The organism is Bacillus sp. LJBS06 (assembly GCF_016924995.1).
GTDB lineage: Bacteria > Bacillota > Bacilli > Bacillales > Bacillaceae > Bacillus > Bacillus stercoris.
Genome location: NZ_CP070483.1, coordinates 72,623 through 97,565, shown reverse-complemented (window position 1 = coordinate 97,565; position 24,943 = coordinate 72,623). Strand labels below are relative to the sequence as shown.

Genomic DNA, 24,943 nt, shown 5'->3' with positions numbered 1-24,943 from the left:
TTCAAAGAACACGTTTCGAAGGAATGATCCTTCAAAACTAAACAAGACAGGGAACGTTCTGTTTATAAGACCCAAGGTCTTATATTCCGTATAATATCCTTAGAAAGGAGGTGATCCAGCCGCACCTTCCGATACGGCTACCTTGTTACGACTTCACCCCAATCATCTGTCCCACCTTCGGCGGCTGGCTCCTAAAAGGTTACCTCACCGACTTCGGGTGTTACAAACTCTCGTGGTGTGACGGGCGGTGTGTACAAGGCCCGGGAACGTATTCACCGCGGCATGCTGATCCGCGATTACTAGCGATTCCAGCTTCACGCAGTCGAGTTGCAGACTGCGATCCGAACTGAGAACAGATTTGTGGGATTGGCTTAACCTCGCGGTTTCGCTGCCCTTTGTTCTGTCCATTGTAGCACGTGTGTAGCCCAGGTCATAAGGGGCATGATGATTTGACGTCATCCCCACCTTCCTCCGGTTTGTCACCGGCAGTCACCTTAGAGTGCCCAACTGAATGCTGGCAACTAAGATCAAGGGTTGCGCTCGTTGCGGGACTTAACCCAACATCTCACGACACGAGCTGACGACAACCATGCACCACCTGTCACTCTGCCCCCGAAGGGGATGTCCTATCTCTAGGATTGTCAGAGGATGTCAAGACCTGGTAAGGTTCTTCGCGTTGCTTCGAATTAAACCACATGCTCCACCGCTTGTGCGGGCCCCCGTCAATTCCTTTGAGTTTCAGTCTTGCGACCGTACTCCCCAGGCGGAGTGCTTAATGCGTTAGCTGCAGCACTAAGGGGCGGAAACCCCTAACACTTAGCACTCATCGTTTACGGCGTGGACTACCAGGGTATCTAATCCTGTTCGCTCCCCACGCTTTCGCTCCTCAGCGTCAGTTACAGACCAGAGAGTCGCCTTCGCCACTGGTGTTCCTCCACATCTCTACGCATTTCACCGCTACACGTGGAATTCCACTCTCCTCTTCTGCACTCAAGTTCCCCAGTTTCCAATGACCCTCCCCGGTTGAGCCGGGGCTTTCACATCAGACTTAAGAAACCGCCTGCGAGCCCTTTACGCCCAATAATTCCGGACAACGCTTGCCACCTACGTATTACCGCGGCTGCTGGCACGTAGTTAGCCGTGGCTTTCTGGTTAGGTACCGTCAAGGTACCGCCCTATTCGAACGATACTTGTTCTTCCCTAACAACAGAGCTTTACGATCCGAAAACCTTCATCACTCACGCGGCGTTGCTCCGTCAGACTTTCGTCCATTGCGGAAGATTCCCTACTGCTGCCTCCCGTAGGAGTCTGGGCCGTGTCTCAGTCCCAGTGTGGCCGATCACCCTCTCAGGTCGGCTACGCATCGTCGCCTTGGTGAGCCATTACCTCACCAACTAGCTAATGCGCCGCGGGTCCATCTGTAAGTGGTAGCCGAAGCCACCTTTTATGTTTGAACCATGCGGTTCAAACAAGCATCCGGTATTAGCCCCGGTTTCCCGGAGTTATCCCAGTCTTACAGGCAGGTTACCCACGTGTTACTCACCCGTCCGCCGCTAACATCAGGGAGCAAGCTCCCATCTGTCCGCTCGACTTGCATGTATTAGGCACGCCGCCAGCGTTCGTCCTGAGCCAGGATCAAACTCTCCAATAAAGTAGTTTGACTGACTACGCACATCGCTGTGCGATTTATAAAAAAATGAATTAACAGGTACGTTTTGTCTTGTTTAGTTTTCAAAGATCATTTTGTTTGTCTGCTTTGTTAAAGCAACTTTATTAGTATACAATGTCGCTTCTTCAAAGTCAACAACTTTTTTAAAAACTTTTGGTGGAGCCTAGCGGGATCGAACCGCTGACCTCCTGCGTGCAAAGCAGGCGCTCTCCCAGCTGAGCTAAGGCCCCATGAAAATGGTCGGGAAGACAGGATTCGAACCTGCGACCCCATGGTCCCAAACCATGTGCTCTACCAAGCTGAGCTACTTCCCGATTTCCTATCTATTCTATTAAAAGATATGGCGCGCCCGAGAGGAGTCGAACCCCTAACCTTTTGATCCGTAGTCAAACGCTCTATCCAATTGAGCTACGGGCGCAAAACATAATGCCGAGGGCCGGACTTGAACCGGCACGGTAGTCACCTACCGCAGGATTTTAAGTCCTGTGTGTCTGCCAATTCCACCACCCCGGCGTGGATGGTATAGTTGGAGCGGAAGACGGGATTCGAACCCGCGACCCCCACCTTGGCAAGGTGGTGTTCTACCACTGAACTACTTCCGCAGACAGGATGTCCAGTTTTTCTAACTGTTATCCTAGATAATGCGGGTGAAGGGACTTGAACCCCCACGTCATAAAGACACTAGATCCTAAGTCTAGCGCGTCTGCCAATTCCGCCACACCCGCGTAAAATGGTGAGCCATGAAGGACTCGAACCTTCGACCCTCTGATTAAAAGTCAGATGCTCTACCAACTGAGCTAATGGCTCTTCTTACAAGAGACTTGAGTATTATATCATATAAAAGTGGTGCCGGCAAGAGGACTTGAACCCCCAACCTACTGATTACAAGTCAGTTGCTCTACCAATTGAGCTACACCGGCAAAATGGTGGAGGATGACGGGCTCGAACCGCCGACCCTCTGCTTGTAAGGCAGATGCTCTCCCAGCTGAGCTAATCCTCCATAATTGCACTAACGTGCAATTGCTTGGCGGCGTCCTACTCTCACAGGGGGAAACCCCCGACTACCATCGGCGCTGAAGAGCTTAACTTCCGTGTTCGGTATGGGAACGGGTGTGACCTCTTCGCTATCGCCACCAAACAAATTGAGAGTGTTCTCTCAAAACTAGATAACAGGTGTGACATCATTCAAAATGTGTGGTTAAGTCCTCGATCGATTAGTATCTGTCAGCTCCATGTGTCGCCACACTTCCACCTCAGACCTATCAACCTGATCATCTTTCAGGGATCTTACTTCCTTGCGGAATGGGAAATCTCATCTTGAGGGGGGCTTCATGCTTAGATGCTTTCAGCACTTATCCCGTCCGCACATAGCTACCCAGCGATGCCCTTGGCAGAACAACTGGTACACCAGCGGTGCGTCCATCCCGGTCCTCTCGTACTAAGGACAGCTCCTCTCAAATTTCCTGCGCCCGCGACGGATAGGGACCGAACTGTCTCACGACGTTCTGAACCCAGCTCGCGTACCGCTTTAATGGGCGAACAGCCCAACCCTTGGGACCGACTACAGCCCCAGGATGCGATGAGCCGACATCGAGGTGCCAAACCTCCCCGTCGATGTGGACTCTTGGGGGAGATAAGCCTGTTATCCCCGGGGTAGCTTTTATCCGTTGAGCGATGGCCCTTCCATGCGGAACCACCGGATCACTAAGCCCGACTTTCGTCCCTGCTCGACTTGTAGGTCTCGCAGTCAAGCTCCCTTGTGCCTTTACACTCTGCGAATGATTTCCAACCATTCTGAGGGAACCTTTGGGCGCCTCCGTTACCTTTTAGGAGGCGACCGCCCCAGTCAAACTGCCCACCTGACACTGTCTCCCCGCCCGATAAGGGCGGCGGGTTAGAAGGTCAATACAGCCAGGGTAGTATCCCACCGATGCCTCCACCGAAGCTGGCGCTCCGGTTTCCAAGGCTCCTACCTATCCTGTACAAGCTGTACCAACATTCAATATCAGGCTGCAGTAAAGCTCCACGGGGTCTTTCCGTCCTGTCGCGGGTAACCTGCATCTTCACAGGTACTATAATTTCACCGAGTCTCTCGTTGAGACAGTGCCCAGATCGTTGCGCCTTTCGTGCGGGTCGGAACTTACCCGACAAGGAATTTCGCTACCTTAGGACCGTTATAGTTACGGCCGCCGTTTACTGGGGCTTCAATTCGCACCTTCGCTTACGCTAAGCGCTCCTCTTAACCTTCCAGCACCGGGCAGGCGTCAGCCCCTATACTTCGCCTTACGGCTTCGCAGAGACCTGTGTTTTTGCTAAACAGTCGCCTGGGCCTATTCACTGCGGCTCTCTCGGGCTTGCACCCTAACAGAGCACCCCTTCTCCCGAAGTTACGGGGTCATTTTGCCGAGTTCCTTAACGAGAGTTCTCTCGATCACCTTAGGATTCTCTCCTCGCCTACCTGTGTCGGTTTGCGGTACGGGCACCTCTCACCTCGCTAGAGGCTTTTCTTGGCAGTGTGGAATCAGGAACTTCGCTACTATATTTCGCTCGCCATCACAGCTCAGCCTTATGGGAAACGGATTTGCCTATTTCCCAGCCTAACTGCTTGGACGCGGATATCCAATACCGCGCTTACCCTATCCTCCTGCGTCCCCCCATTGCTCAAATGGTGAGGAGGTGGTACAGGAATATCAACCTGTTGTCCATCGCCTACGCCTTTCGGCCTCGGCTTAGGTCCCGACTAACCCTGAGCGGACGAGCCTTCCTCAGGAAACCTTAGGCATTCGGTGGAGGGGATTCTCACCCCTCTTTCGCTACTCATACCGGCATTCTCACTTCTAAGCGCTCCACCAGTCCTTCCGGTCTGGCTTCACAGCCCTTAGAACGCTCTCCTACCACTGTTCGAAGAACAGTCCGCAGCTTCGGTGATACGTTTAGCCCCGGTACATTTTCGGCGCAGAGTCACTCGACCAGTGAGCTATTACGCACTCTTTAAATGGTGGCTGCTTCTAAGCCAACATCCTGGTTGTCTAAGCAACTCCACATCCTTTTCCACTTAACGTATACTTTGGGACCTTAGCTGGCGGTCTGGGCTGTTTCCCTTTCGACTACGGATCTTATCACTCGCAGTCTGACTCCCAAGGATAAGTCATTGGCATTCGGAGTTTGACTGAATTCGGTAACCCGGTAGGGGCCCCTAGTCCAATCAGTGCTCTACCTCCAAGACTCTTACCTTGAGGCTAGCCCTAAAGCTATTTCGGAGAGAACCAGCTATCTCCAGGTTCGATTGGCATTTCACCCCTACCCACACCTCATCCCCGCACTTTTCAACGTGCGTGGGTTCGGGCCTCCATTCAGTGTTACCTGAACTTCACCCTGGACATGGGTAGATCACCTGGTTTCGGGTCTACGACCACGTACTCATGCGCCCTATTCAGACTCGCTTTCGCTGCGGCTCCGCATCTTCTGCTTAACCTTGCACGGGATCGTAACTCGCCGGTTCATTCTACAAAAGGCACGCCATCACCCGTTAACGGGCTCTGACTACTTGTAGGCACACGGTTTCAGGATCTCTTTCACTCCCCTTCCGGGGTGCTTTTCACCTTTCCCTCACGGTACTGGTTCACTATCGGTCACTAGGGAGTATTTAGCCTTGGGAGATGGTCCTCCCGGATTCCGACGGAATTTCACGTGTTCCGCCGTACTCAGGATCCACTCAGGAGAGAACGAAGTTTTGATTACAGGGCTGTTACCTCCTATGGCGGGCCTTTCCAGGCCTCTTCATCTACCTCGTTCCTTTGTAACTCCGTACAGAGTGTCCTACAACCCCAAGAGGCAAGCCTCTTGGTTTGGGCTAATCCCGTTTCGCTCGCCGCTACTCAGGGAATCGCATTTGCTTTCTCTTCCTCCGGGTACTTAGATGTTTCAGTTCCCCGGGTCTGCCTTCTCATATCCTATGAATTCAGATATGGATACCACTCCATTACGAGTGGTGGGTTTCCCCATTCGGAAATCTCCGGATCAAAGCTTGCTTACAGCTCCCCGAAGCATATCGGTGTTCGTCCCGTCCTTCATCGGCTCCTAGTGCCAAGGCATCCACCGTGCGCCCTTTCTAACTTAACCGTTAAAAAGAATCACTATGTGATATCTTGTATTACTAATTGAATGTGATGTCTACTGTTATCTAGTTTTCAAAGAACACGTTTCGAAGGAATGATCCTTCAAAACTAAACAAGACAGGGAACGTTCTGTTTATAAGACCCAAGGTCTTATATTCCGTATAATATCCTTAGAAAGGAGGTGATCCAGCCGCACCTTCCGATACGGCTACCTTGTTACGACTTCACCCCAATCATCTGTCCCACCTTCGGCGGCTGGCTCCTAAAAGGTTACCTCACCGACTTCGGGTGTTACAAACTCTCGTGGTGTGACGGGCGGTGTGTACAAGGCCCGGGAACGTATTCACCGCGGCATGCTGATCCGCGATTACTAGCGATTCCAGCTTCACGCAGTCGAGTTGCAGACTGCGATCCGAACTGAGAACAGATTTGTGGGATTGGCTTAACCTCGCGGTTTCGCTGCCCTTTGTTCTGTCCATTGTAGCACGTGTGTAGCCCAGGTCATAAGGGGCATGATGATTTGACGTCATCCCCACCTTCCTCCGGTTTGTCACCGGCAGTCACCTTAGAGTGCCCAACTGAATGCTGGCAACTAAGATCAAGGGTTGCGCTCGTTGCGGGACTTAACCCAACATCTCACGACACGAGCTGACGACAACCATGCACCACCTGTCACTCTGCCCCCGAAGGGGACGTCCTATCTCTAGGATTGTCAGAGGATGTCAAGACCTGGTAAGGTTCTTCGCGTTGCTTCGAATTAAACCACATGCTCCACCGCTTGTGCGGGCCCCCGTCAATTCCTTTGAGTTTCAGTCTTGCGACCGTACTCCCCAGGCGGAGTGCTTAATGCGTTAGCTGCAGCACTAAGGGGCGGAAACCCCTAACACTTAGCACTCATCGTTTACGGCGTGGACTACCAGGGTATCTAATCCTGTTCGCTCCCCACGCTTTCGCTCCTCAGCGTCAGTTACAGACCAGAGAGTCGCCTTCGCCACTGGTGTTCCTCCACATCTCTACGCATTTCACCGCTACACGTGGAATTCCACTCTCCTCTTCTGCACTCAAGTTCCCCAGTTTCCAATGACCCTCCCCGGTTGAGCCGGGGCTTTCACATCAGACTTAAGAAACCGCCTGCGAGCCCTTTACGCCCAATAATTCCGGACAACGCTTGCCACCTACGTATTACCGCGGCTGCTGGCACGTAGTTAGCCGTGGCTTTCTGGTTAGGTACCGTCAAGGTACCGCCCTATTCGAACGGTACTTGTTCTTCCCTAACAACAGAGCTTTACGATCCGAAAACCTTCATCACTCACGCGGCGTTGCTCCGTCAGACTTTCGTCCATTGCGGAAGATTCCCTACTGCTGCCTCCCGTAGGAGTCTGGGCCGTGTCTCAGTCCCAGTGTGGCCGATCACCCTCTCAGGTCGGCTACGCATCGTTGCCTTGGTGAGCCATTACCTCACCAACTAGCTAATGCGCCGCGGGTCCATCTGTAAGTGGTAGCCGAAGCCACCTTTTATGTTTGAACCATGCGGTTCAAACAAGCATCCGGTATTAGCCCCGGTTTCCCGGAGTTATCCCAGTCTTACAGGCAGGTTACCCACGTGTTACTCACCCGTCCGCCGCTAACATCAGGGAGCAAGCTCCCATCTGTCCGCTCGACTTGCATGTATTAGGCACGCCGCCAGCGTTCGTCCTGAGCCAGGATCAAACTCTCCGATAAAGTAGTTTGACTGACTACGCACATCGCTGTGCGATTTATAAAAAATGAATTAACAGGTACGTTTTGTCTTGTTTAGTTTTCAAAGATCATTTTGTTCACTTCGTTCAAGCGACTTTATTATTATAACTCGTTGACTCAGTGAAGTCAATAACTTTTTTTGAAGTTCTTTTTTCGTTATCGCCTTGTTTAGCGGCAACGAATAATAATATACCACCTTGTAAATAATAGTGCAATAGTTTTTTTGAAGAAATACTAAGAATTTAAAAAGAGCGGTATCCTCCATAGAGAAAGGATACCGCTCTTCTTTATTAGCGTTGTCTCATTTGCGGGAATAACAGCACATCGCGAATAGAAGGGGCATTCGTCAACAGCATAACCAGACGGTCGATACCGATGCCTAAACCTCCTGTTGGCGGCATACCGTATTCCAGAGCTTCAACAAAGTCTTCATCCATTAGATGAGCTTCATCATTACCGGCTTCACGTTCTTTTAGTTGCTCTTCAAAGCGTTCTCTTTGATCAATAGGATCATTCAGCTCTGTAAACGCGTTGGCATGTTCACGGCCGACGATAAACAGTTCAAAACGGTCTGTAAAACGCGGGTCCTCAGGGTTTTTCTTAGCAAGAGGAGAAATTTCTACAGGATGCCCGTAAATAAACGTTGGCTGAATAAGCGTTTCTTCAATTTTTTGTTCGAAGAATTCGTTGATGATATGCCCTACTGTCATAGAATCTTTAATTTCTACACCGTGTTCTTTTGCATATTCCCGCGCCTGTTCAACAGTAACCTCTTTCCAGAAATCAACGCCAGTCGCTTCTTTGACTGCGTCAACCATATGGATTCTTTTCCACTCCGGTTTAAGGTCGATTTGCTCTTCCCCGTATTGAATTGTAGTTGTGCCAAGCACTTCTTGGGCGATATGAGCGACAAGGTTTTCAGTTAAGCTCATGATATCTTTATAGTCCGCATATGCTTCGTATAATTCAATCATCGTAAATTCAGGGTTATGGCGTGTAGAGACACCTTCGTTACGGAAAACACGGCCGATTTCATATACTTTTTCTAAACCGCCGACAATTAGGCGTTTTAGGTGTAGTTCAATTGCAATACGCATATAGAGTGGAATATCTAACGCATTGTGGTGAGTGATAAATGGACGTGCAGAAGCTCCCCCAGGAATGCTGTGCATTGTAGGTGTTTCTACTTCTAAGTATCCATGATCATCAAGATATCTTCTCATAGCTTGAATGATCTTGCTTCGGGTAATGAATGTATGTTTGCTGTCCGGGTTTACGATAAGATCCAGGTAGCGTTGACGATAGCGCTGCTCAACGTCTTTTAAACCATGGTATTTGTCAGGAAGCGGACGAAGCGCTTTTGTCAGCAATTCAAAGGAAGTTGCCTTAACAGACAATTCGCCTACATTTGTTTTGAAGACTTTTCCGGTTACGCCGATCAGATCACCAAGGTCAGAAGACTTGAAGATTTCATACTGGTCGTCACCGACACTGTCTTTTCTTACGTAGATTTGGATTTGCCCTTCTAAGTCCTGAATATGAGCAAAGCCGGCTTTTCCTTTGCCGCGTTTTGTCATCATGCGGCCTGCGATTGTAACTTCAATCGCTTTTTCTTCTAACTCTTCTTTGGTTAGATCTTGATATGCCGAAATAACTTCTTGAGACTGATGAGTTCTTTCAAAACGTGCCCCAAATGGATCGATGCCGTTATCTCTCAGCTGATTCATTTTATCGCGTCTGACTTGCAGCTGATCATTCAATTCTTCATGGTTATGCTCTTCTTGACTCATTGTTATCACTCCATTACAGTTATTGTTTCATGAAAAAAGCAGAAAAACTGCCAGCGTAAAACTAGCAGTGAGCAGCAAATAGAGGTGGGTATTATCCTACTTTTGCATTTTGAAGCTCTTTTGCCTCAACTTCAACCGTAAACGCATCTAAAAGCTGTACAAACTCTTCTCTTGTCTCGCAATGATTGATTTCATTACGAACGTTCGCATTGCCTTTTACACCTTTCAGATACCATGCAGCATGCTTTCTCATTTCTCTTACCGCTACGTTTTCACCTTTTAAGTCAATCAGGCGGTCAAGATGCAGTTTGCATACGGCCATTTTTTCGCGTACTTGCGGCTCTTCTTTTAATTCACCTGTTTCAAGATACTGAACCGTACGGTAAATCATCCACGGGTTGCCCAATGCAGCGCGTCCGATCATGACACCGTCTACTCCTGTTTCATCAAGCATGCGCTTAGCATCCTGCGGTGTTTTAACATCGCCGTTTCCGATAACCGGAATCGAAACGGATTGTTTCACTTCCTTGATGATGTCCCAGTTTGCCGTTCCTTCATACATCTGCACTCTCGTACGGCCGTGAAGCGCAACTGCTTTACCGCCCGCACGTTCTACAGCTTGTGCATTTTTTACCGCGAAAATATGGTCTTCATCCCAGCCCATTCTCATTTTCACTGTTACTGGTTTATCGACGGCATCTACTACTGCAGAAACCATCTCATAAATCTTATCAGGATCAAGAAGCCATTTGGCTCCCGCATCGCATTTTGTAATCTTTGGCACAGGACATCCCATGTTAATATCAATGATATCAGCAGTTGTGTTCTGGTCTACAAACTTCGCCGCTTCCACAAGGGTATCCTTTTGTCCTCCGAAAATTTGTAGGCTTAGAGGTTTCTCACGTTCATCGATATAAAGCATACCCATTGTTCTTGCATTGTTGTAAAGGATCGCTTTGTCACTGACCATTTCAGCGCATACCAATCCGGCTCCGAATTCCTTTACAGTCAATCTGAACGCAGAGTTGCAGACACCAGCCATAGGTGCGAGCACAACCCGGTTTTTCAATTGAATATCTCCGATTTTGAACAATTTTTCTCCTCCTTTCGTTTGTTCTATTTTTCTGGCGGTGCCAATTCGTCCGCACTTATATTTAAAACATCTGCCGCATCTTGAATGATGACAGCCGACGGCAATCGGTTTCCGCGTTCAATTTCGCCGAGAATAGAAACTGATATACCTAACGCCTTTGCAAATCCTTCTTGAGTATAACCTTTCAGCTTTCTGAATGCACGAATTCGTCTACCCCAGATTTCTGCTTCCATACTCTTACACCTTCTTGGTTTGTTTCAGCGCTTGTAGCCTCTTTTTCAACCTGCTGGCAAATTTCCGCAAGCGGCGCAAGGACAAACAAACGCTCATACATTCTCGGATGCGGAACAATTAGTTGCTCTGTTTCAATATTTTCACGATTAAATAACAAAATGTCAAGGTCTGCCGTCCGCGGCCCCCATCTTACTTCCCTTGTTCTGCCTAATTCGTTTTCTATCTGCTGCGTCAGTTCAAGGAGTTCAAAAGGGTTTAGTGATGTTTTGATTTCAACAGCCATATTCAAAAACTCATCTTGATCTTCGTATCCGACCGGGTCAGTTTCGTAAATTGACGACACTTTAGTGACTGTCACTGCAGCATGCTGATGCAGCAGGGCCACTGCTTGCCTTAAATACGTTTCTCTATTTCCAATGTTAGATCCAAGTGCAATATAAGCTATGTTGTTCATGACTTTTTTCTCGTGATTTCAATTGCTACTGATTTATAGTGTCCGGGAATTGGCGGATCTGGCTTAATGACTTTCACCGTACATTGCTGAACCGGCTGAAATTGTTTGAGAACAGTGTCGGCGATACGTGCTGCCAGCGTTTCCACCAATTTTACAGGCTCCCCTTCCACGACATCTTTACATACGTGATAGAGCTCAGCATAGTTGATCGTTTGCTCAAGGTCGTCTGTTTGTCCGGCTTTGCTTAAATCCAGCTCAGCGGTTAAATCGACTTTAAACCGCTGGCCAAGTTTGTTTTCTTCTTTGAACACACCGTGATATCCGTAAAACTCCATACCTTCTACATAAACTTTATCCATGGTGCATCCCTCCCTTATTCAGCATCGCGTCCATCATTTTCGCCATTCTGGCAATTTGTTTTACATCATGGACCCTGACAATGTCACAGCCTTTTTGAATGCCGAGACACACAGTCGCACCTGTGCCCTCAGCCCGCTCCTCGGGCGGAAGATCCAGAACACGTCCGATGAATCTTTTGCGGGAGGTTGCCAGAAGAACCGGATATCCCAATCCGCTGAAAATCTCCAGCTTGTTCATCACTGCCAAGTTGTCGTGATAGTTTTTCGCGAAACCGATACCGGGATCAAGAATAATATTCTTCTCGTCTACTCCGGCCTCAACAGCAATTTTTACACTCTCCATTAAGTCCGACAGCATATCCGGCAATAAGTCATTGTAGTTTCTTTCTGGGCGGTTATGCATGAGAACAATTGGAACATTGTGTTCAGCTGCAACAGAAGCCATCCTCGGATCATGTTTGGCTCCCCAAATATCATTGATAATGGATGCGCCGGCTTTCACAGCTTCATCTGCGACAGAAGCCTTGTACGTATCTACAGAAATAGGAACACCAAGCTCCTTTGTAATTCGCTCAATCACCGGAATGACTCTGGACATCTCCTCATCTTCAGACACACACTCAGCGCCAGGCCTTGTCGATTCTCCTCCGATATCTATGAGATGGGCACCGTCATCGATCATTTCTTTCGCGTGCAGCAGTGCCTTGTCCAAGCTGTCATACTTCCCGCCGTCCGAGAAAGAGTCAGGCGTTACGTTTAAAATTCCCATCACCAGCGTCTTCTCTTTATATGATAAAGCGCTGGGCTTGGTGTGGATGACTTGTGTTTGATTTATCGTTTGCTGCGCCATGCTCTTCCTCCCTTTTCATGTATCATGTTCTTTATCTCTTTCTTATATAGCAATTGAAGAGCGGAGACTGCTTCTCCGCTTTGGCTTCCATAGGTTACTTCTTCTATTTTAGTAAACGGGATGATTTCAAGAACCGAGTTCGTCATCCACGCTTCGTCAGCTGTCAAGAGAGCTTCTAGCTCATATCGGCCCGTTTTGAGATCCAAACCTGCATTCTTTGCATTTTCTATGATAAAACGCCTCGTGACGCCGTCCAGAATACCAGTATCAAGAGATGGCGTATAGATACAGCTGCCTTTTCTCCAGAAGACATTAGATATGATACCCTCTGCAACAGCTCCATCCTCCGTTAAGAATATTCCCTCGACACGCGGGTTATTTCCAATCTCCCGTTTCGCATACATATTATTTAGATAATGATGAGATTTTAACCGGAACGATCCCTCTGGAGTGTTTCTCCGTATCGATAAAACCTTTCCTTCTTTGTGCAATGGGAGGCTTTCTGGTTTCAGCTGATTCACAAAGCATAAAACGGTCGGCTTATCGTACGTCTGGGCGACAAAGCCTTTATCGCTGATCCCCGCTGATATGTTCAGTCTGACGCGGGCATTTCCATCCTTGATATCATTTAGCTTTAGCAGCTTGTCCAACATCTCAAGGATCTCATGCTTTGAAACAGTATATTCAATTTGCAGATCCTTAAGCGCGCGTTCAAGCCGTTCTATATGCCAATCAATCAAAAACGGGCAGCCTTCGTAGAGCCTGAAGGTTTCGAAAACACCGATCCCGTATAAAAAACCATGGTCAAAAGGAGAAAGAACTGCATCTTTCTCCTCCATATACCGGCCGTTCACATATATCATCACGCAATAACTTCCTTGCGGTATGTCTCAATAAAATTTCTGAGCATTTCTTTTCCAAAGGAGGTCATGATAGACTCGGGGTGAAATTGCACGCCCTCTATCGGGAGGTCATTGTGGCGAATAGCCATGATTTCTCCTTCTTTCGTTTGGGCTGTTACTGTAAAACAGCTTGGCAGCGTCTCAGGTTTTACGATCAGCGAGTGGTAACGTGTCGCAACAAGGGGATTCTTTAACCCTTCAAAAATGGTCTTGCCGTCATGCTCGATATCCGAGGTTTTCCCGTGCATAAGCCGTTCTGCCCTAACCACGTCGCCACCGAACACTTGTGCAATGGATTGATGTCCGAGGCACACACCGAAAATAGGAATTTCCCCTGCAAAATGTTTAATGGCTTCGAGGCTGATTCCCGCCTCATCAGGGCTGCACGGTCCGGGAGATATCATCAGAAAGTCCGGAGACAGTTCTTCAATTTCTTCGATTGTGATGCTGTCGTTGCGTTTCACAACCAGCTCTTCCCCAAGCTCGCCCAAATACTGTACCAAGTTGTACGTGAATGAATCGTAGTTATCAATCATTAAAATCATTTCTCCGCTCACCTCATCTAATTTTTGTCTCTTCTTTGCTCAGCTCTAACGCCTTTTGCATCGCAAAAGCTTTTTTGAATGATTCCCTGTATTCATGCTTTGGAACAGAATCAATCACAACTCCTGCGCCGGACTGCATAAATGCCTGCCCTCCGGTTGCATAAATGGTTCGAATAACGATATTAAACTGCAGATCGTGATTATATCCAAACCATCCTATAGATCCAGTATAAAGCCCGCGGCGTGTCGGCTCAAGTTCTTCTATAATTTCCATTGTCCTTACTTTTGGTGCACCTGTAATGGTCCCCCCAGGAAACACAGCATGAATAATATCTACAGCATCATACCCATCCTGCAGTTCACCCTGGACGTTAGACACAATGTGCATCACATGCGAGTATTTTTCAATCGCCATGAATTCATTCACGCGCACAGACCCGTAACGTGATACTCTTCCCAGATCATTTCGCTCAAGATCAACCAGCATGACATGTTCCGCGCGTTCTTTTTCGTTGTGGATCAATTCGTTTGCAAGCGCCTCATCTTCTTCATTCGTTTTCCCTCTGGAACGGGTGCCAGCGATCGGTCTCGTCTCTAATCGTTTGCCGTTTTTGCTGACAAGCAGTTCAGGCGATCCGCAAATGATTTGGAAATCAGGCGTTTCTAAATACGCCATGTACGGAGAAGGATTTACTTCTCTCAAGGTTTTGTAAATTTGATATGGATGAGCTGGCAGTGACTGTGACTGCCTTATTGATAGATTAACTTGAAACACATCTCCGTTGGCAATGTATTGTTTGATTTTCTCTACAGCTTGTGAGAATCCATCCTCGGTAAATGGCGCCGCGAAGGAACCATCCGTTTTAGGCTTCATCTCTCGCGAAGGGACAGCGGGAAGCTCAGTCAGCCACATCTGCTCTAACTCAGATAGCTTCACATCCGCTGTTTCCTGGTCAGAACCATTTACATGAGTAATCAGCCATAGAGACTCTTCTTGATGGTCATAAACCGCTATATCATCAAAAACAAGAAAATAAATATCTGGCGTTTCTAGATCATCTAACGAGAGCATTTTAAAATTTTCAATATAACGTGCGTAATCATAGCTGAGAAACCCGATTGCTCCGCCTTGAAAGTCGGGGAACTCATGATTCGTTTCTGTTTCCAGTGTTTTAAACCAGCTGTGGAAAGCCCGTAATGGGTCACCTTCTCTAAACAGCATGTCATCACAATGCTTAATAGTCGTTATTCCGTCTTTTCCTTTTACAGTCGCAATTGGATCAAGACCGGCTATACTGTATCTGCCGCCTCTTGCACTTTCGAGAAGTACATGATGTTTTCGGGATTGCGCAAGTTTCTCAAATTGTTGTAAGAATGAGTCTTTTTGAAAAGGTACTTTTTTGCCTGCCGGTCTGCGTTGTGCCATTTGTATCATTCCTCTATTTTCTTTTTTGCTTGTTTTCATTGTAAAGCAATGTTGTTAGTGAAAAAAGTGAATTTCTCTTCCAAGAATAACATTCGTCGCAGACATGGCATATTTGATGCACGAAATAAAAAAACTCCCGGCGAACCGGGAGTTTTGGCTTTTTTTAATCGAATTGATACAGCGGCGTGCTTAGATAACGTTCACCGTTACTTGGAATGATGGCCAATACTTTTTTGCCTTTTCCGAGTTTTTTCGCTACTTGAAGTGCAGCATAAATTGCCGCACCTGATGAGATGCCTCCGAGAATTCCTTCTTCACGTGCAGCTCTGCGGGCATACTCGAATGCTTCTTCATTCTTCACAGGGAAGATTTCATCGTATACTTCAGTGTTTAAGATGTCCGGCACGAATCCAGCTCCGATTCCCTGAATTTTGTGAGGGCCTGGTTTTCCTCCTGAAAGCACTGGGGAATCTGACGGTTCAACAGCGTAAATCTTGATGGAAGGGTATGCTTCCTTCAGTACTTCGCCAGCTCCCGTAATCGTTCCGCCTGTGCCAATTCCGGCTACAAATGCGTCAAGCTGGTCGTCACCGAATTGCTCGACGATTTCTTTACCCGTTGTTTGGCGGTGAATTTCTGGGTTAGATGGGTTGTTGAACTGCTGCGGCACAAAGTATCCGTGCTTTTCAGCAAGCTCTTCAGCTTTCTGAATGGCACCTTTCATGCCTTCCGCACCAGGAGTCAGCACAAGCTCTGCGCCGTATGCGCGAAGAAGGTTGCGGCGCTCCATGCTCATTGTATCAGGCATAACCAAAATAGCTTTTAATCCTTTAGCAGCAGCAACCATTGCAAGCCCGATTCCAGTATTTCCGCTTGTCGGTTCAATGATTGTATCACCGGCTTTTAATTTTCCTTCTTTTTCAGCCGCTTCAATCATGGCTAAACCGATACGGTCTTTTACACTGCTTCCAGGGTTCATGTATTCAAGCTTTAGATATACATCCGCACTGTTTTCATCTGCAAGGCGATTTAATTTAACGATTGGCGTATTCCCAATTAATTCAGTAATGGAGTTTGCTACACGTACCATTCTCGACACCTCAATTTCCGACTATTTGTATTGGTATTATGTATATAATCTATCAATTTCAAAATTTTTTGTCAATCAATTAGTACTTTTTTCCCCATAAAACCAAGATACATCGGCTTCTTTCCAAAGTGTTTTAACTGTCGCTTTATCGCCAAGCTGATCCATTGCGATTTGCCGTCTGATCTGGTCCTTTACTTCATCATATGAGAATGTTCTTGCTTTTAGTTTTTCTTTAAGCTGGATAATGGCATATCCATTGCTGACCTTAATGGGTTCCTGAGACCATTCATCCGTTTTGAGTGTTTTCGCCTCTTCAATATATGCTGACGGAATGTTGTCTGATGCCTCTGTGACAAAACCTAAATCTCCGCCGTATGGTGATGTATATCTGTCAGTAGATCTCTCCGCCGCGGCAGCTTCAAAGCTTGAGCCGCCTTTCAGTTCTTTCAGGACTTCTCTCGCTTCTTCTTCATCTTTTACAACAATGTGCCGAATTCGATACGAATCATCAAACTGATATAGTTCCTTATTTTTATGATAAAATGATTCCAATTCTTTGTTTGAGATGTCGATATCCCTTGTTAACAATTGTTCAAGGAGGATATTATAACGAATTTGGTCTTTCCACTCTTTCTCAGTCGTATGTTCATCTTCGTAAAAGGAATTATTGACCGCTTTGATCAGCAAAAACTCCCGATCAATTTCGCTTTTGGATACTTTAAGGTTGTTCTTTTTGGCCAGTTGCTCAACGACTCGGACATTGATCATATCTTCAAGCGTTGACTTCCCATACTGGTCTTCCATTTCTTTCAGCCATTCTTCTCTTGTCACACTCTTGCCTCCGATAGTCGCAATAGACTCACCGGATGACGATGCGCCGGCTTGGGATTTCGTCAGCGTATACGCAACAGCAATACAGCAAACCAACAGCGCCCCTAAAATAATGGTCCAGATTGTTCTTGATTTCAAACCTGCTTTCAGCCCCTTTTCTCAAATTAAAAACCCGCTAAAGAGCTTAGCGGGTAGTTTGGTCACGAAGCCCTTCCAGCTCTTCTTTTGTAAATAAGTACTTTTCATTACAAAAATGGCATACTGCTTCGGCTTGTCCATCTTCTTCTATCATATCTTGAATTTCTTTTTTGCCTAGTCCTAAAATGGCTGTTTCGAACCGTTCTTTTGAACAAGCACAATGGAATCTGACAGGCATCGTTTCCAAAATCTCTGGTTTCTCGCCTAGGACTTCTTCTAAAATTTCTTCCGGTGTCAATCCCTTTTGGATGAGCTTAGAAATCGGCTCAACTTGAGATAGGCGCTGTTCAATTTTTGTGATGGTTTCATCATCTGTTCCCGGCATCAGCTGAATAATAAAGCCCCCTGCCGCAAGAATGGTATTGTCAGGATTGACGAGCACGCCTACACCCACTGATGAAGGAACCTGCTCAGATGACACAAGATAGTAAGTAAAATCATCTCCTAATTCTCCTGAAACGATTTCTACTTGTCCTGTGAAGAACTCACGCAAACCTAAATCTTTTACAACACTTAACGTTCCGCTTGTTCCAACCGCACGTCTGACATCAAGCTTGCCTTGTTCATTTAAATCGAAATGAACTTGTGGGTTAGAGACATAGGCTCTGACTTCTCCTTTGGCATTGGCATCAGCTACAATAGCTCCAATCGGACCTCCGCCCTCGACTTTCACAGTCAGCTTATCTTCGCCCTTCAGCATAGCGCCGAGCATAAGTGAAGCTGTCATTGTGCGCCCTAATGCAGCGGATGCTGTCGGCCACGTACCATGGCGTCTCTGTCCTTCATTTACCATATCAGTCGTTCTCGCTGCATAAGCCCGAACTTTTCCGTCATACGCAAGTGCTTTTACTAAATAATCCATTACAAAACCTCCTATACACTTCCTACGCGGTTTCTTTCATAAATCAATTCCAGCCCTTTTAGGGTTAGGAATGGATCAACGATATCAATACAATCTGATTCGTTTGCAATGAGCGGCGCCAGTCCTCCTGTCGCAATGACCTTTGGTTCCTGTTTTGCCTGCCATTTCATTCGCTTAACGATTCCTTCCACTTGGCCTACATAGCCAAATAAAATTCCAGATTGCATCGCGCTTACAGTGTTTTTACCGATAATATTGTCGGGCCGGGTAATTTCGATACGCGGTAGCTTCGCTGCACGTGAGTAAAGCGCCTCTGTCGAAATTGTAATCCCAGGAGCAATCGCCCCGCCCATGTATTGTTTATTTTCATCAATATAGCAGTACGTTGTGGCCGTTCCGAAATCAACGACAATTAATGGATTGCCGTATAAGTGTATCGCAGCGACAGCATTTACGATTCTGTCTGCCCCCACTTCTTTCGGATTGTCGTATTTTATATTTAAACCAGTTTTCATACCCGGACCGACAATTTGCGGTTCGATATGAAAGTATTTTGTGCACATTCTTTCTAACGCAAACATGATTGGCGGCACTACTGATGAAATAATGATGCCATCTATCTGTTCAAACATAAGCCCGGAATGCTCAAATAACGAGCGTAAAATCATTCCAAACTCATCTTCTGTTTTATGCCTGCTTGTTTCTATACGCCAGTGATATTCTAATTTTCCATCATGATATACACCAAGTACAGTATTGGTGTTCCCAACATCGATAACCAGTAACAACCTCTATCACCACTTTTGAATAGTTTCTCTACTTTACTTTTTACAAACATTCTACAATACCATACACGATCAGCGGCTCATTTGTAAACAAATCGATACCAGAATTGGATGATTGTAAAAGACGCAGCTGAGCCCATCATTTACATAAAAAAACTGCCAGCGTCAGCCGGCAGTTTTTAGAGAGAAAGCGAATTATTCTTTCGTATCGTCTTTCTTTTCTTCTGTTTTTGTCAGAATGTTTACTTTCACATCATCATTCTTCTCATCATCAGAGAAATTGCGTTCTGGCAATGTTCCATGATCGACAAGGTGTTTGATTTGTTCAGCGTCAAGCGTTTCAACTTTCAGAAGCGTTTGGGCAATCAATTCAAGCTTGTCACGATTTTCAGTCAGGATTTGTTTCGCGCGTTCATAACATTCTTTGATGATGCGCTGAATTTCCTGATCAATTTCGTAAGCGATTTGATCACTGTAGTTCTGTTCGTTGTTGAAATCACGGCCTAAGAATACCTGACCGCCCTGAGACTGTCCAAATTGCAACGGCCCCAGTTTTTCTGACATACCGAATTCCGTAACCATTCGTCTTGCAATATTCGTCGCACGCTGGAAGTCATTGTGCGCTCCTGTGCTGACTTCACCGAAGATAATCTCTTCAGCAACACGCCCGCCCAAGAGGCCGACAATTTTATCAAGCAGCTCCGGCTTCGTTTGGAAGTAACGGTCTTCTCTTGGCAGCATAACAGCATAACCGCCAGCCTGACCCCGAGGTACAATCGTTACTTTATGAACCATATCTGCCTCATCTAAAACGAGTCCGATAACAGTGTGTCCGCCTTCGTGATAAGCCACGATATTGCGTTCTTTCTTGGAGATAACGCGGCTCTTCTTAGCAGGTCCGGCAATTACACGGTCCGTCGCTTCGTCAATATCACGCGCATCGATTTTTTTCTTATTTTGACGAGCCGCCACAAGCGCAGCTTCATTCAAGAGATTTTCTAAGTCAGCGCCTGAGAAGCCTGGTGTTCTCATGGCAATTGATTTAAGGTTAACCGTTTCATCCAGCGGTTTGTTTCTCGCATGGACTTTCAATACAGCTTCACGGCCAATGACATCTGGACGATCCACTGTGATTTGACGGTCAAAACGTCCCGGACGAAGTAAGGCTGGGTCCAAGATGTCCGCACGGTTCGTCGCAGCAATGATGATAATTCCTTCATTAGCGCTGAATCCGTCCATTTCAACAAGCAATTGGTTTAGCGTCTGTTCACGTTCATCGTGTCCGCCGCCGAGACCCGCTCCACGCTGGCGTCCCACTGCGTCAATTTCATCAATGAAAATCAAACATGGCGCATTCTTTTTCGCATTTTCAAACAAGTCACGCACACGGGAAGCACCGACACCTACAAACATTTCAACGAAATCAGATCCGCTGATGCTGAAGAAAGGTACACCGGCTTCACCTGCACAAGCCTTGGCGAGCAATGTTTTACCGGTACCCGGAGGTCCGACTAAAAGCACGCCTTTCGGTATTCTGGCGCCAAGCTCGGCAAACTTGCGGGGATCTTTCAGAAACTCAACAACTTCAACGAGTTCTTGCTTTTCTTCGTCAGCCCCTGCAACGTCTTTAAATTTGACGCGTTTCTTTTCCTCTGTATACAGCTTCGCCTTACTCTTACCAAAGTTCATGACACGGCTGCCGCCGCCTTGAGCCTGATTGAGCAGGAAGAAAAACAGAATAAAGATAATAACAAACGGGATGATGGTCGTCAGAAATGTCACCCATCCGCTTGTTTCTTGAGCGGGATCAACCTTTACGTCCGTTTTTTTCAAAGCGTTAAATATCTGGTCTGCTCCCTTTCCTTCAGGAACATGAGTCAAAAAGTATTGATCTTTGTCGTAGTTTTTCAGCTGCCCTTTTACCTCATAAACACCTCTGACAGGCTGAACCGATACGCTATCAACTTTCCCGTCATCCAGGTTTTTGATGAACGTACTGTACGACATATTTTCTGTTTTCGGATTTGAGGTCTGGAAGTAGCTCACAACCCCGATTACTACTAATAAAATAAGTAAATAAAAAATGGTATTACGGAAGACCCGATTCATTCCTTACCTCCTCCCACAGTAAGCACAACTATGTTCAATAGTACCATAGAAAATCATTCCAATACAAACAATAACCATCTCGGAAGCAGGCTGCCGATCAGCTTTCATAAACTGCCGGTTTTAACACTCCGATATAAGGCAGATTGCGATAGCGCTCAGCATAATCAAGTCCGTAACCCACTACAAACGCGTCAGGAACTTCAAAACCTACAAAGTCTGCTTTGATGTCCGCTTTTCTTCCGCTCGGTTTATCCAAAAGGGTAACAATCTTAATTGATTTTGCTTTACGGTATCGGAAGAGCTCTACGAGATAACTTAAGGTTAACCCACTGTCGATGATATCTTCAATAATTAAGATGTCCCGGCCCTCTACAGATGTATCCAAATCTTTAATGATTTTGACTTCTCCAGAAGAAACCGTAGAATTTCCATAGCTTGATACATCCATGAAATCCATTTCCAAATATGTATCAATATGCTTGATAAGATCCGCCATAAAAGGAAGTGCTCCTTTTAACACACCGATTGCCAACGGAAATGTATCTTGATACTCGCTCGTTAATTCTGCGCCTAACTCTTTTACTTTCTCTTGTATCTCTGCCTCTGAGATCAATACTTTCTCGATATCATGTTTCATCATGATTTTGCTTGCCCCCTACACTTTTCATGCTGTCTATATTGTAATACAATGCGGTCGCTGTTTGGAATCACAAGATCTTCAAAAATTGATTTTTTCAAGCCAGGTATCCAGATAATTTCACCGCTTGCGTCCGTCACAATCGGCCAGTTGTCTCTTTCTTGGAGAGGCATTTTCTTATCAATAAATATATCCTTTACCTTTTTTGAGCCGTTCATCCCTTTTAGTTTGATCCGGTCTCCAGCTTTTCTTGTCCGGATAGTTAAGGGAAATTGCACCTTTTTTTCACTTGTGATAAAAACAGCATTCCCATGTTCTTCAGGCGAATCCGTATAATGCTTTGCCTCTATCAGATATCCATTGGGGAGCACTGCCGTTTCATCAGCAGCTCCGCTTATTTGGTATTCAAAGGGAACATTTTTGCACTGCCATTGTTCAAATGTAAACAAACATGTCTGATATGATTTGACCACCTTCAGCCCTTTCGGAAAGTCCAATACTCCTGAAGGACCGCCATTTTCCGCCCAATCAAGAAACTGTTGAATGTGATGGGCTGAAAAGGATGATGGAACGTTTTCATAAAGATAGTTTAATATTAGTTGAACTCCTCTTCTTTGTAAAGGCATCGGGAGGGCAAGCAATTGAGAGGAATTGATTTCAACTGATGTATTAGACTGGCTTGTGATTACTTTATTCATTTCATCTTTCGTTAATGACTGTAAGAATTGCTCATCTTCCGTCAGTGCTTCACTCACTTTCTGAAACCTTTTATGCACATCCGGAGACTCCTTTTTCAAGAACGGGAGCACTGTTTTTCTGAATCTGTTTCTTGTGTAGTCATCTTTGGCGTTGCTTTCATCCGTCCGGTAGCTCAAGCCGTTTTCACGGCAATAGCGAAGGATCTCTTCCTTTGTAATCGTTAGGAACGGCCTGATGATCCGCCCCGTCCCAAAACGTCTAACCGGCTGCATTCCCGCAAGCCCCGTTCCAAGCGCGCCCTTAGCCAATCTCATAAGCATTGTTTCAACCTGGTCATCTCCATGATGAGCAAGCGCCAGATAGTCCGCTTGGTGCTTTGACATGATTTCCTCAAAAAACTGATAGCGGCAATCACGTGCTGCAGCCTGCTTATTGAGTCCTTTTTCCTGTGCATATGCGGTTACATTGATTTGAGCCGTTTCACACACGAGCTGTTGAGCCTTACAATAAGCTTGGACAAAACGCATATCCTCCTCGGATTCCGCGCCTCTGAACCGATGATCAACGTGAGCTGCAATAATATTTGCTGAACGGCCGCATAAAGTATGCAATGCGTGAAGAAGAGCCATTGAGTCCGGACCGCCGGAAACGCCTACAATAATTGTCGCCCCTTTTAACGTAAGATTGTGTTTGTTTAAAAAATCTTTGACACTTTTCACAATGTCCTCCTCACAATGAGCAGGTATTTTAAAGATATTCATATCCTATCACTTTCAATCCCTCCAAGCAAAGAAGAAGCATAGGCTCTGGAGTTTGCGCCATTCAGATTAAGAAAAAGATAATGTAGGCGAAATAAAGCGCTAAAACACTGATCACGATGAGCGTTGTTTCAAATAACCCCCCAGACTTAGCCGGTTTCTGTTTTGGGGTGTACCGGGTCTTCGCTACTTTTCCTTGACGAGGTTTTTGCTGCCTCTGTCGTGCGGCAGGCTGCGGTGATGTTTTTATAGGTTGTTTTCTTTGTACTGCTTTTTGCCCCGCGTCGAGCATATCCTTCTTCATTTCATCTGCCGATTGATATTCTCCGTTCAAGGCTGAAAGAAGCACTTTTTTATACTTATGCAGCAACGGGTTTCCTTCAACGAGCGACCTAAGCTGTTCTTTGGGCTGGTTTGTTTTCTTAAATTCTTTTTTGTGCACACTGTTGATCATAATCATAGCAACCGCGAACAAATCGTAGGATGGCTCTGCCTTTCTTGTTCCATACCCCCAATAGCCTCTGTCATAAAACTCCGTATACTCTTTTATCGCCCGGCCCTCCTTTGTCGTGCCGCCCACATCAATACAGCGGATCCTTGCGGGGGGGCCAGTTACGATCAGATTATCAGGTTTAAGATCGCCGAATATCCATCCTTGCTGGTGAAGCAGCGATAAACTGGATAATAGCTGAATCATTAATACCGGTATCCATTCTGCTCCTTTATCACTGACATACTTCAAAAGCAGCGGCCCTTTTATGTATTCCATTGCATAAAATGAAACTTTCGTATTGGCACTGGGAATATAGGCATCATCCGTATCAAAAAAAGAAGGCCCCATCGTAACGGACTGGGCCTTTGAGAAAGATTTCAAGACATTCACTTCAGAAGTAATCGACAGGCTGTCATCACTCACCTTTAAGGCAACATGTCCATCTGATGCTTCTGCCAAATACACAATTCCATTGGCCCCTTTACCAAGCTGTTTACGCAATGTATAAGTGTTTCCATTCCACTTGCCTTTGATTGTCGTACCAGGCTTTAGGCTACATGCCAAACTCGTCAAAGCGTCGTTCATCATCTGCCAGCATGCCCCTTCTTGAGCGTATTTTTTCAAATTGCAGTGTCGCTTCACGAATCGCCGGACCTGTCGGCGTGATGCCTCCTGTCGAAAGCTTTGCAAAGAGGGTGGAAAGAGATTGCAGCTTCGGTGTCCAGTTCAGCACAAGCTCGACCTCTTGTTTTTTCCCGGGAAATATACACATCGCAAATTCGTTATTCCCGATTCGGGAATTGAGGCTGACAGACAAATCAATCAGCGCCTCTTTTACTGTTGGAAGCTTTGGCGCCATACTTGCACTTGTATCAACAAGAACCAAAACCTGAAGATGCACCGTTTCTCCAAGCTCGTCTACCACTTCCATGACTTCGCCGCGTTTTTCCGGAGAAAGCTCTTCCATTTCCACATTCTTTCCGAGAATTTGTTTCAGTTCTTGATTGACGACACCTTGCAGGGTTTGCGTCATCGCTTTTTTTGTTACCATTTGAACGGTTTGTGAAAGCTGAGATGCATAAACGACCTGGTGCACGCCGCCTCCGGCAAGTGCAATCCCTTCAACTTCCTTCATAGCCTCAGGGTCAATTTGATTTTCTTCCATTATACCTATGACGTTTACCGTAATCCCCTGCTCTTTAGCAAAAGCAGCCATTGCAAGCGGGTCTTCCCCATGGTTCGAGCAGCCATCCGTTATCAGCAAAATTTGATTTAAATGTCCGTTATTCACATTCATTCCT

At 46.4% G+C, this 24,943-nt stretch carries 18 protein-coding genes, 9 tRNA genes and 4 rRNA genes; all 31 read right to left on the bottom strand.

The window, feature by feature from the left end:
- Positions 1-103: 103 nt before the first annotated feature.
- A 16S ribosomal RNA gene (locus tag JQX68_RS00545) occupies positions 104-1,651 on the bottom strand.
- 172 nt (positions 1,652-1,823) lie between these two features.
- Positions 1,824-1,899, bottom strand: a tRNA-Ala gene (locus tag JQX68_RS00540).
- A gap of 7 nt (positions 1,900-1,906) precedes the next feature.
- Positions 1,907-1,983 (bottom strand) — tRNA-Pro (locus JQX68_RS00535).
- Positions 1,984-2,010: 27 nt separating this feature from the next.
- A tRNA-Arg gene (locus JQX68_RS00530) sits at positions 2,011-2,087 on the bottom strand.
- 9 nt (positions 2,088-2,096) lie between these two features.
- A tRNA-Leu gene (locus JQX68_RS00525) sits at positions 2,097-2,182 on the bottom strand.
- Positions 2,183-2,196: 14 nt separating this feature from the next.
- Positions 2,197-2,271 (bottom strand) — tRNA-Gly (locus tag JQX68_RS00520).
- 40 nt (positions 2,272-2,311) lie between these two features.
- Positions 2,312-2,394, bottom strand: a tRNA-Leu gene (locus JQX68_RS00515).
- A gap of 6 nt (positions 2,395-2,400) precedes the next feature.
- A tRNA-Lys gene (locus JQX68_RS00510) sits at positions 2,401-2,476 on the bottom strand.
- Between the two features lie 37 nt (positions 2,477-2,513).
- Positions 2,514-2,589: transfer RNA gene (locus tag JQX68_RS00505), tRNA-Thr, on the bottom strand.
- 4 nt (positions 2,590-2,593) lie between these two features.
- Positions 2,594-2,669, bottom strand: a tRNA-Val gene (locus tag JQX68_RS00500).
- Positions 2,670-2,691: 22 nt separating this feature from the next.
- Positions 2,692-2,807 (bottom strand): 5S ribosomal RNA (gene rrf / locus JQX68_RS00495).
- A gap of 56 nt (positions 2,808-2,863) precedes the next feature.
- Positions 2,864-5,791 (bottom strand): 23S ribosomal RNA (locus JQX68_RS00490).
- A 170-nt stretch (positions 5,792-5,961) separates the two neighbouring features.
- Positions 5,962-7,509: ribosomal RNA gene (locus JQX68_RS00485) — 16S ribosomal RNA — on the bottom strand.
- Together the 16S, 23S and 5S rRNA genes with 9 tRNA genes alongside form the textbook arrangement of a ribosomal RNA operon.
- Positions 7,510-7,817: 308 nt before the next feature.
- Positions 7,818-9,317 (bottom strand): lysine--tRNA ligase, encoded by a 1,500-nt coding sequence (lysS, locus tag JQX68_RS00480; RefSeq protein ID WP_040081045.1) that lies wholly within the window; start codon positions 9,315-9,317, stop codon positions 7,818-7,820.
- A gap of 91 nt (positions 9,318-9,408) precedes the next feature.
- Positions 9,409-10,410: a tRNA dihydrouridine synthase DusB gene (gene dusB, locus JQX68_RS00475; protein WP_069150738.1), complete on the bottom strand. Its 1,002-nt coding sequence runs from the start codon at positions 10,408-10,410 to the stop codon at positions 9,409-9,411.
- A gap of 23 nt (positions 10,411-10,433) precedes the next feature.
- Complete coding sequence (locus JQX68_RS00470) at positions 10,434-10,643, bottom strand: helix-turn-helix domain-containing protein (RefSeq protein WP_014662507.1); 210 nt, start codon at positions 10,641-10,643, stop codon at positions 10,434-10,436.
- A complete protein-coding gene (gene folK / locus JQX68_RS00465; RefSeq protein ID WP_014662506.1) occupies positions 10,595-11,098 on the bottom strand; it encodes a 2-amino-4-hydroxy-6-hydroxymethyldihydropteridine diphosphokinase in 504 nt (167 codons plus the stop codon). The genes JQX68_RS00470 and folK overlap by 49 nt, the downstream gene beginning before the upstream one ends.
- Positions 11,095-11,457, bottom strand: coding sequence for a dihydroneopterin aldolase (folB, locus tag JQX68_RS00460; protein ID WP_014662505.1), 363 nt, complete (start codon positions 11,455-11,457; stop codon positions 11,095-11,097). The genes folK and folB overlap by 4 nt, the downstream gene beginning before the upstream one ends.
- The gene (folP, locus tag JQX68_RS00455) at positions 11,450-12,307 is read right to left on the bottom strand and encodes a dihydropteroate synthase (protein WP_205440459.1); all 858 of its coding nucleotides are present in this window, start codon (positions 12,305-12,307) and stop codon (positions 11,450-11,452) included. The genes folB and folP overlap by 8 nt, the downstream gene beginning before the upstream one ends.
- On the bottom strand, positions 12,289-13,170 hold the full coding sequence (gene pabC, locus JQX68_RS00450; RefSeq protein WP_014662503.1) for an aminodeoxychorismate lyase: 882 nt from the start codon (positions 13,168-13,170) through the stop codon (positions 12,289-12,291). The genes folP and pabC overlap by 19 nt, the downstream gene beginning before the upstream one ends.
- Positions 13,170-13,754 (bottom strand): aminodeoxychorismate/anthranilate synthase component II, encoded by a 585-nt coding sequence (gene pabA, locus JQX68_RS00445; RefSeq protein ID WP_014478610.1) that lies wholly within the window; start codon positions 13,752-13,754, stop codon positions 13,170-13,172. Before pabA ends, pabC begins: the two co-directional genes overlap by 1 nt.
- A 13-nt stretch (positions 13,755-13,767) precedes the next feature.
- Positions 13,768-15,180 (bottom strand): anthranilate synthase component I family protein, encoded by a 1,413-nt coding sequence (locus JQX68_RS00440; RefSeq protein WP_205440458.1) that lies wholly within the window; start codon positions 15,178-15,180, stop codon positions 13,768-13,770.
- Positions 15,181-15,343: 163 nt separating this feature from the next.
- Positions 15,344-16,270 carry a cysteine synthase A gene (gene cysK, locus JQX68_RS00435; protein ID WP_014662501.1) on the bottom strand — a complete coding sequence of 309 codons (927 nt, stop codon included), beginning with the start codon at positions 16,268-16,270 and terminating at the stop codon, positions 15,344-15,346.
- A 75-nt stretch (positions 16,271-16,345) separates the two neighbouring features.
- Positions 16,346-17,239, bottom strand: a complete 894-nt coding sequence (locus JQX68_RS00430) for a peptidyl-prolyl cis-trans isomerase (RefSeq protein WP_172641353.1) — start codon at positions 17,237-17,239, stop codon at positions 16,346-16,348.
- A gap of 46 nt (positions 17,240-17,285) precedes the next feature.
- Positions 17,286-18,161 (bottom strand): redox-regulated molecular chaperone HslO, encoded by an 876-nt coding sequence (hslO, locus tag JQX68_RS00425; protein ID WP_172641352.1) that lies wholly within the window; start codon positions 18,159-18,161, stop codon positions 17,286-17,288.
- 11 nt (positions 18,162-18,172) lie between these two features.
- Positions 18,173-18,949 carry a type III pantothenate kinase gene (locus tag JQX68_RS00420; RefSeq protein ID WP_003218395.1) on the bottom strand — a complete coding sequence of 259 codons (777 nt, stop codon included), beginning with the start codon at positions 18,947-18,949 and terminating at the stop codon, positions 18,173-18,175.
- Between the two features lie 192 nt (positions 18,950-19,141).
- The gene (gene ftsH, locus JQX68_RS00415; RefSeq protein WP_014662498.1) at positions 19,142-21,055 is read right to left on the bottom strand and encodes an ATP-dependent zinc metalloprotease FtsH; all 1,914 of its coding nucleotides are present in this window, start codon (positions 21,053-21,055) and stop codon (positions 19,142-19,144) included.
- A gap of 97 nt (positions 21,056-21,152) precedes the next feature.
- A complete protein-coding gene (gene hpt / locus JQX68_RS00410) occupies positions 21,153-21,695 on the bottom strand; it encodes a hypoxanthine phosphoribosyltransferase (RefSeq protein WP_014662497.1) in 543 nt (180 codons plus the stop codon).
- Positions 21,692-23,110, bottom strand: a complete 1,419-nt coding sequence (tilS, locus tag JQX68_RS00405) for a tRNA lysidine(34) synthetase TilS (protein ID WP_205440457.1) — start codon at positions 23,108-23,110, stop codon at positions 21,692-21,694. The genes hpt and tilS overlap by 4 nt, the downstream gene beginning before the upstream one ends.
- A 103-nt stretch (positions 23,111-23,213) precedes the next feature.
- Complete coding sequence (prkT, locus tag JQX68_RS00400) at positions 23,214-24,230, bottom strand: serine/threonine protein kinase PrkT (protein ID WP_014662496.1); 1,017 nt, start codon at positions 24,228-24,230, stop codon at positions 23,214-23,216.
- Entirely contained in the window at positions 24,196-24,933 is a 738-nt protein-coding gene (locus JQX68_RS00395) for a vWA domain-containing protein (RefSeq protein ID WP_003243782.1), read from the bottom strand. Before JQX68_RS00395 ends, prkT begins: the two co-directional genes overlap by 35 nt.
- Positions 24,934-24,943 lie beyond the last annotated feature (10 nt).

Bases quoted from the DNA above. Each gene is read 5' to 3' on its own strand.
- cysK (WP_014662501.1), bottom strand. From the start codon at position 16,270: ATGGTACGTGTAGCAAACTCCATTACTGAATTAATTGGGAATACGCCA.
- ftsH (WP_014662498.1), bottom strand. From the start codon at position 21,055: ATGAATCGGGTCTTCCGTAATACCATTTTTTATTTACTTATTTTATTA.
- JQX68_RS00470 (WP_014662507.1), bottom strand. From the start codon at position 10,643: ATGGAAGCAGAAATCTGGGGTAGACGAATTCGTGCATTCAGAAAGCTG.
- JQX68_RS00440 (WP_205440458.1), bottom strand. From the start codon at position 15,180: ATGGCACAACGCAGACCGGCAGGCAAAAAAGTACCTTTTCAAAAAGAC.
- pabA (WP_014478610.1), bottom strand. From the start codon at position 13,754: ATGATTTTAATGATTGATAACTACGATTCATTCACGTACAACTTGGTA.
- pabC (WP_014662503.1), bottom strand. From the start codon at position 13,170: ATGATATATGTGAACGGCCGGTATATGGAGGAGAAAGATGCAGTTCTT.
- folK (WP_014662506.1), bottom strand. From the start codon at position 11,098: ATGAACAACATAGCTTATATTGCACTTGGATCTAACATTGGAAATAGA.
- folB (WP_014662505.1), bottom strand. From the start codon at position 11,457: ATGGATAAAGTTTATGTAGAAGGTATGGAGTTTTACGGATATCACGGT.
- prkT (WP_014662496.1), bottom strand. From the start codon at position 24,230: ATGATGAACGACGCTTTGACGAGTTTGGCATGTAGCCTAAAGCCTGGT.
- lysS (WP_040081045.1), bottom strand. From the start codon at position 9,317: ATGAGTCAAGAAGAGCATAACCATGAAGAATTGAATGATCAGCTGCAA.
- folP (WP_205440459.1), bottom strand. From the start codon at position 12,307: ATGGCGCAGCAAACGATAAATCAAACACAAGTCATCCACACCAAGCCC.
- hpt (WP_014662497.1), bottom strand. From the start codon at position 21,695: ATGATGAAACATGATATCGAGAAAGTATTGATCTCAGAGGCAGAGATA.
- hslO (WP_172641352.1), bottom strand. From the start codon at position 18,161: ATGGATTATTTAGTAAAAGCACTTGCGTATGACGGAAAAGTTCGGGCT.